Annotated in this window: 9 protein-coding genes; 2 read left to right on the top strand and 7 right to left on the bottom strand. The window is 63.4% G+C overall.

Annotated elements, in window-relative coordinates; translation table 11 throughout:
• Positions 1 to 289 precede the first annotated feature (289 nt).
• A complete protein-coding gene (locus tag BP858_RS01280) occupies positions 290 to 850 on the bottom strand; it encodes a transglutaminase-like domain-containing protein (protein ID WP_286878618.1) in 561 nt (186 codons plus the stop codon).
• A 186-nt stretch (positions 851 to 1,036) separates the two neighbouring features.
• Complete coding sequence (locus tag BP858_RS01285; RefSeq protein ID WP_286878619.1) at positions 1,037 to 2,335, bottom strand: NAD(P)/FAD-dependent oxidoreductase; 1,299 nt, start codon at positions 2,333 to 2,335, stop codon at positions 1,037 to 1,039.
• A gap of 33 nt (positions 2,336 to 2,368) precedes the next feature.
• On the opposite strand from BP858_RS01285, the gene BP858_RS01290 reads away from it, so the two are divergent.
• Positions 2,369 to 3,361 (top strand): DUF2341 domain-containing protein, encoded by a 993-nt coding sequence (locus BP858_RS01290; protein WP_214166400.1) that lies wholly within the window; start codon positions 2,369 to 2,371, stop codon positions 3,359 to 3,361.
• Positions 3,362 to 3,440: 79 nt separating this feature from the next.
• Positions 3,441 to 3,920 (top strand): LEA type 2 family protein, encoded by a 480-nt coding sequence (locus BP858_RS01295; RefSeq protein ID WP_214166399.1) that lies wholly within the window; start codon positions 3,441 to 3,443, stop codon positions 3,918 to 3,920.
• On the opposite strand, the gene BP858_RS01300 is transcribed toward BP858_RS01295, so the two are convergent.
• The 5 genes from BP858_RS01300 to BP858_RS12310 form a co-directional block, all read right to left on the bottom strand.
• On the bottom strand, positions 3,890 to 4,813 hold the full coding sequence (locus BP858_RS01300) for a prenyltransferase (protein ID WP_214166398.1): 924 nt from the start codon (positions 4,811 to 4,813) through the stop codon (positions 3,890 to 3,892). The two genes, BP858_RS01295 and BP858_RS01300, sit on opposite strands and share 31 nt — an antisense overlap.
• Positions 4,814 to 4,868: 55 nt before the next feature.
• The gene (locus BP858_RS01305; RefSeq protein ID WP_014868419.1) at positions 4,869 to 5,528 is read right to left on the bottom strand and encodes a hypothetical protein; all 660 of its coding nucleotides are present in this window, start codon (positions 5,526 to 5,528) and stop codon (positions 4,869 to 4,871) included.
• A gap of 61 nt (positions 5,529 to 5,589) precedes the next feature.
• Entirely contained in the window at positions 5,590 to 5,862 is a 273-nt protein-coding gene (locus BP858_RS01310; protein ID WP_014868420.1) for a DUF1294 domain-containing protein, read from the bottom strand.
• A gap of 165 nt (positions 5,863 to 6,027) precedes the next feature.
• Positions 6,028 to 6,510, bottom strand: coding sequence for a DUF7282 domain-containing protein (locus tag BP858_RS01315; RefSeq protein WP_014868421.1), 483 nt, complete (start codon positions 6,508 to 6,510; stop codon positions 6,028 to 6,030).
• A gap of 172 nt (positions 6,511 to 6,682) precedes the next feature.
• On the bottom strand, positions 6,683 to 6,806 hold a 124-nt coding region (locus tag BP858_RS12310), incomplete at its 5' end, for a rubredoxin (RefSeq protein ID WP_394339366.1).

The raw sequence follows: 6,806 nt of genomic DNA on the forward strand, positions 1-6,806 counted from the left end.
ACCCTGCCCGGGCACGATGAACTTCTGGTGCGAACCGGTTGGGCTCTCGCTGATTGCCCCCCGACAAGAATCACGACCGTTTTCCAAGGTGATGGACGATTGACCGCAGACCGGCCAATGGTGCCCGAAACCGACCCTCATCTCCTGAATTGGACGGTATCCTCACGAGTCTCCATACCAAACGTTAACGCCAATGGGGCTCGCCCCCTCCCCCCGTACGGAAGCCATGCCCGGGGCACGACGCCAAACCGGGGATATCTTCACGGGAAATGTTAGTTGAAATACTCCACTAGAGGTAGCCCAGAGTCTCGAAGACCGGCTGGAAGCAGACGCCGTTCCCGGTCTTTACGCACCGTATCCCGGACCACCCTTCGTAGGCGCCCATCGTCCGGCCGTCATCGAGTTCGACCCAGTCGTGGACGGCAACGCCCCTCCCGAAGACCTCCACGTGGAGCGCATCGGTCCGGAACGCATCCGCATCCCAGACCATGAGGCCGTGGACCGGCCGGGCCGGTATCCCGTTCCGGCGCAGGACCTCGACCCTGAGAAGCGCAAGGTCGGTGCAGTCGCCCACCCCGCGGGCGAGGGTGGCGTTGAGACCCACCGGAAAGAGGCGGGGAGTGCCGTCGACGCAGGCATACGTCGCCCGTTCCACCCTGGTGAGGAGGATATCGGAGGAGGATTCCGTATCGCAGGTCTCCGGCGGTCCTGAGAATCCGGCGATATCGTCGAGAGAGACGGGTTCATGGGCGCTGACCGCGGCATCATCCCATCCATGATCACAGACGAGGTGTCCCTGCGGAACCAGGACGGAGAGAAGAAGAATGACGTGAATAATACTCCAAACCACGTTATTATCTCAATAACATTTAATGCTGGTTCGGGTATAACAGAATTTCTATTTTATTCAGGGTATTTATATAGCAGATCTTCGTTTTATACTGTTTGAACAGACCCTGCCGGGAAAAGCGCATCTTCAGAAGAGTTGGCCTCGCCAGTGGCCGGAAAAAAAGTCCTGGAACCCGTGCCCGGAGGGTCAGGGCGTACGGGTTATCTCACGTGCGGCGAGGGCCGCGGTGGAGAACGCGGCCTGGAGGTTGTAGCCCCCGGTATCGCCGTCGATATCGAGCACCTCACCGATGCAGTAGAGGTTCGGGACGGTCCGTGACTCCATCGTCTTTGGGTTGACCCCATCGAGAGCGACCCCGCCTCTTGTCACCATCGCCTCACCAAACCCCCCGAGCCTCTCCACGGTGAACGGGAACTCTGCAACGGATGCCGCGATGGCGTTTCGGGCCTTCTTTCCGAGGTGCGCACAGGTCTCTCCCGGTGAGATGCCCGCAAGGTCAAGGAGCCGCCGGACAAACCGCTCCGGGAGGCCGAGGTCGCCTAGGACAGTCTTCACCTGGCGAACTCCGCCCGCCATGAGCGCGCCTGCGACCTGCTTGCGCACCGCCTCAGTGTTCGCCTCCGGGAGGAACGCGACCCTGAGCACGTCCCGGGGAAGAATGTAGCGCGAGGCGTCGAGTATGCCCGGGCCCGAGAGCCCGGTGTGGGTCAGGAGGAGGTCCCCGGTATGTCGGTGGACCCGCTTCCCGTCCCGGTAGACTGTGATCGCGAGGTTCTCGAAGGATATCCCCGCAAGGTCAGCGAACGGGTAGTCCCTGACATACACCGGGGCAAGCGCCGGGGCAACCTCGGTGACCGGCTGCCCGAGAGCCCGGGCGAAGGCGTAGCCGTCCCCGGCCGAGCCGGTGGCGGGGTAGGAGGCCCCACCGGTGGCTATGACAAGCACGTCGGCCCGCAAGACCGCCATCTCCGACCTGACGAGGAACCCGTCCGCGTCCCGCTCGACGCCCAGCACGGCCTCACCGCACTGGATATCCACCCCCCGGCGGGCGCACTCAGCAAGGAGGACGGCGAGGACGTCGGCTGACCTCCGGGTCTCCGGGAAGACCTTCCCGCCGGGTTCGGCCTTCAGCGCCAGTCCGCGGGCGGCGAAGAAGTCGATGAGGTCCCGGTTCGTGAAGTTCATGAGCGCGGGCCTGAGGAACGCCCCGTGGTCACCGTAGTGGGAGAGGAACCCGGAGATCTCCTCATCGTGGGTGATGTTGCACTGCCCCGACCCTGCAAGGAGGAGCTTTCTGCCCGGGGCGGGTTTCTTCTCAAAGAGGACCACCCTCCTCCCTTCTCCTGCCGCCTGCAGGGCGCAGAAGAGTCCGGCAGGCCCTCCCCCGATGATCGCGATGGTGATGGCGTCGTTCACGGCAATCGTCCGTATACCCGTGCTTCCCGGGTGAGCATCAGCATTGGGGTGCGGCGGGCCGATATCCATATACGGGCCGGGGTTCCTGGAAGGGGCGATACCATGGATACCACCAGAATACTTCTCGTCGGAGGGGCGCTGCTCGCGCTCCTCATCGCCCCTGCATCAGCCACGATTCTGGATGTCTCCAGCCCCGGCCGGCAGGCGGTCTCGGTCAGCAACCCCTCCGGGACCGATGCGCTCGAGGTCTTCTTCAACGCGACGTATCTCCCGGGGATGCGCCCGGACTTTGCCGATATCAGGTTCGTGGACGGGAACAGGACAGCCATCCCGCACTGGACGGAAAACGTCACGAACAACTCCCACGCCCACATCTGGCTCGCCCTTCCCGCGAATACGCGGGAGTTAACCATGCTCTACGGCGACCTGGAGGCCCGGGACGCTAGTGACCCCGACGCTGTCTTCACCTTCTTTGAGGATTACGAGCGCGGCAACCTCTCGCGGTGGTCGTTCTACGGCTCGAACGCCGCTGTCCAGTCGGCCGTCGTCCGCGACGGCGCATACGCAGGCGACATCAACGTCTCGGAGCCCGACCTCAGGCACCTCGCGAGCAACCGGATCTGCCTTGCAAACATCTCCGCAGGCCCGCTGGTCATCGAGGGGGACTTCCGGGTCAGCGAGTTCGGGCGGTGGTGCGGTTCAGGCTACATCCAGCTCTGGAACGGGACCAACCGGATCTACGCCCTCCATCTCAGGAACGGTTCCGTGCAGTACTACGACGGCGCTCACCGGAACTTCTCTGCCGACCTCCGGGCTGAGACCGATACCTGGTACCACGTAAAAATCGTCATGGATACGCCAAACGCCACCGAACACGCCTGGGTTGACGGCGAGTATCTCGGGGACAGAACGCCGCGGTTTGCCGACGGATCACTCGCCCCGAACGAGACGGTCTTTACGGATTTTGCGCTGATAGGGTCTTCAGCATGGTCCTCGGGGGAGCCGCACCACTTCTACGCAGACAACGTCCGGGTCAGGAAGTACGTCCCCGTCGAGCCGGTGCTCATCTACGCGGGGCCGCCGGGGGAGGCGTAACGATTCCGCGGCGACGGGATGAGGCGCTCATACCCCGGTCCGGGTACGCTTATATCCCGGGAAGGTGCACCGTTCCGGCATGTGGCGCGCTGCCATCATCCTCATTATCCTGCTCTGCACCGCCGGGTGCGTGGCACCCCGGCTCCAGGAGCCGACCGTCACCGTCGACGGAGTCGGGATCGAGAATGTCACGCTGGGGAGCATGGACCTCTCCCTGCACCTCACCATCAATAACCCAAACCTCGTCGGCGCCACCCTGACCCGGGTCTCGTTCGACGTCTTCTTTCTTGATGACGGGCAGCCGGTCTTCCTCGCGCACGGGGAGCGGGGAGAGTTTGAGGTCCGGCCCCGCGGGAACACCTCAGTCTCCGTCCCGGTGACCGTCGATAACTTCCGGCTCGTGCAGGCACTCATCCTGGCCCTGCGGGAAGGGGCGGTCACGCTCCAGGTGAACGGCTCGGGGGTCCTCGATTACGGGATCGCGACCTTCGAGGTCCCGTTCAACCGGACGGTAGAGGTGCGGCCCGGTCAGGGCGCAACGGCGACCAGGATGAGGTAGAGGACGACCAGTCCCTGGAAGAGGAAGTAGCCCGCGATGTTCGCGGTCGCGTAGCGGAGGGCGCACGCCCGTTCCGCGCACCGGTTCGAGAACCCCCACAGCGCTAACCCGAGCGGGATTGCGGATGCGAGCGCCACGGGCCTGAAGTCCACGGGAGAGAAGATGTCCCCATGCGCAAAGAGGAGGAGCGTCGCGGTCGCAAGCGTCGCCGCGACGGCGATGAGCCCAAAACCGTAGATGCGGCCCCGTCGCGCGACGAGCGTCGGCTTCCCACCGGCGATGTCGCCCTCCATATCCGGGATCTCGACGCTCACGATGAAGATAAGCCCGTAGAGAAGGAGCGGGAGCGCAAAAGCGAAGAAAGTGAGGTCGAGCGCCCCCTTTGCGACGAAGTAGCCTGCGCCCGGCATCAGGAGGCCGAAGGTGATCATGTTCGTGACCTCACCGAGTTTCCGGTACGCGAGCGCGAGTGGCGGCGCCGTGTAGAACCACCCGAGGAGGTTGCCTGCGACGGCGAAGGCGAGGAAGATGGCAGGGTAGGCGTAGACGGCGACGAAGAGATACCCGATCAGGACCGAGACAAACATCAGGGCGACGGCCGCCCGGAGCGCGGCGGGTTTGAGACCGGGGTTCTCGACGAGGACCCCGCTCCCGCCGGAGATGGCCGTCGGTTCGACGAACCGGTCGGCGTCGGCGTCAAAGTAGTCGTTACTGTAGTGGACTGAGAGGTGAGCCGCGGCCATGGCCGCATACCCGAGGAGAAACTGTGCCGGGGTGAACCGTGCCCCGAGGAGGAGCGCAAGCAGCGCTCCGGCAGAGAACGGGATGAACCCCGAGAGGAGGAACCGGAACCTCCCGAGCCTGATGAACTGCAGGAGTTCGCGGGTATCCATAGCGGTCTCCCGCTCCGGAAAAGGGGGAACCGGTATGTATACCTTTCCTCTGCCACTACCCAGTCGGGCCGCACGCGAGCAGCGGCACCGCGGCCCGCAATGCATCGATGCCCCCCTCGACGTAGAGAAGGCCGAGGACGGCCCCGGCGAGGGTCTCCTTCTCCTGCGCGAGGTCATCTCCGGTCGGGCGGTGACGGCATTCGAGACCGAGTTTGCTCTCGTGGAGTTCCCACCGGTCAGAGAGGGCCGCAAGCCCTGCCACCTCTGCATGCGGGCCGGGCAGGACCTTCAGCCGCAGGGTGACGTCGCCGATGAGGGCGAGGGCCCGGGCGTCGTCGGGGAACCTCCCGAGCATATCAAGGTCTTTCGCCGGGACCGGGAGGGCATCTTCCGGGAACCCGGTGAGTATCCCAAAAAAGAGCCGTCTCGTGGAGTTATCCATCAGGATCCGGAGGAGCCCGTCCTGGTCCCGGAAAGTGTGCCCGGTATCCCGCTCGATGCGAGGGAGCGTCTCCCGCTTCACCCGACCGATCCCTGATACCAGGCGGCCGGTCTCCCTGCTCCACCCGCGTATCCGCCGGAGTCTCCTCGTCCTCCGGGACGACCGCCGGTGGGCGGGCAGGAGTTCCGCCCGGTACTCACGCATGAGGCCTTCCTGTATCGCCATGAGGGTCTCTTCGATCGGGCAGGAGGGAGGGCCGTATTCGTATGTCATACGATCTACGGTTGGGTCAAAGGAATGTTTTTAACTTTCCCTTTAAGGCAATCCCTGAAAATTACACGAGGAACAGGACGAGCGCGGCGAAGAGCCCGATCTGCAGGCAGAGGAAGATGGGGACGAGCCAGAACTTCGTCTTCCGGGTCTTATGCCGGAAGGCACGCATCGCCCCCAGAGCACCGAACGGCCCGAGCAGAGCGAGGAAGAGGAGCCTCCTCTCCGGCGTCCTCCATGTACCCTTCTGTGCGGCCGCTTTGTCGCGAAAGAAGGCGAAGAACGAGAGGGCGTTCAGAAAGACGAGCAGAATCACAGCATATACGAGAACATCCACCGTAGAGAACTCTCCAAACCCTCAATTCTCTGCTCTCCCCCCACTTAGCCTGTTCTATCTGGTGGCGCGAGAGGGGCATACCGGAGATCGAAGCGCCGCTGCTCATCCCGAGGGGCCCAAAAGACGGTGAAAAAAAAGGTAGAGTCAGAACCGACAACCGTTCCATCAGGTGCTGTTGCCCGGACAGAGCGAAGTCAGGTTCAACAGGGTGGCGTTCTCTGCCGTGACGTTGAAAGGCACGATCACGATCTCGCCCTCCACCTTCTGCTCGATGTCGGGGATGGGGTACTCAAAGACACCCACCTTCCCGGCATCGTGGTGCAGGACGGCAAAGAGGGTGTCGGTGGCGACGAAGGTATGGATGGTGACCGTGACGTTCCGGTTCGTCCCGGACTCAACCGGTGTATATCCGATGACCCCGCCGGGATGCCCGAAGAGGTTGTTGTGGATGACGATCCATCCGGTGCCGTTGCTCACAACCTCATCAACCGTGACGTTCCCGACGACCGCGTCGCCCTCGACCATCTGATCAGTCACCGTGATTGAGGCGTTTGTTGTCTCGTTCGTCCCCGCGTCGGTCTGGGCGGAGACGAGCCCGATGCAGCAGGCTGCCAGAACCGCCGCAATAACCAGCCAGTGCTTCTGCATGTTGTTTGACCTCCCCCATGGGGGGGCGCAGATACTCCCGGCAACATATATAGGTTGGGCAGATCCGGGAGGGATCTGCATGATCACATCCCTGAGGGCAGCAAACCGGACAACGCTGCCGGATCTGCTACGGGTCCTACAAGAGATGACGGGGACGGGTATACGTGAAGGATCAGAGCCCAAGCCTGCTGAGAGGCGACGCAAACAGGGAGAACTTGCTCTTCTCGGCAAGGCAGACCGGGCAGCGCCAGTCGGTGGGGAGGTCCTCAAACGCGGTTCCCGGCGGAGTATTTGCA

Origin of the sequence: Methanoculleus sp. UBA413 (assembly GCF_002502935.1) — an archaeon.
Classification (GTDB): Archaea; Halobacteriota; Methanomicrobia; order Methanomicrobiales; family Methanoculleaceae; genus Methanoculleus; species Methanoculleus bourgensis.

Coding starts and splice junctions, on each gene's coding strand:
- BP858_RS01285 (WP_286878619.1), bottom strand. CDS start 2,335: ATGGATATCGGCCCGCCGCACCCCAATGCTGATGCTCACCCGGGAAGC.
- BP858_RS01290 (WP_214166400.1), top strand. CDS start 2,369: ATGGATACCACCAGAATACTTCTCGTCGGAGGGGCGCTGCTCGCGCTC.
- BP858_RS01295 (WP_214166399.1), top strand. CDS start 3,441: ATGTGGCGCGCTGCCATCATCCTCATTATCCTGCTCTGCACCGCCGGG.
- BP858_RS01300 (WP_214166398.1), bottom strand. CDS start 4,813: ATGGATACCCGCGAACTCCTGCAGTTCATCAGGCTCGGGAGGTTCCGG.
- BP858_RS01305 (WP_014868419.1), bottom strand. CDS start 5,528: ATGACATACGAATACGGCCCTCCCTCCTGCCCGATCGAAGAGACCCTC.
- BP858_RS01315 (WP_014868421.1), bottom strand. CDS start 6,510: ATGCAGAAGCACTGGCTGGTTATTGCGGCGGTTCTGGCAGCCTGCTGC.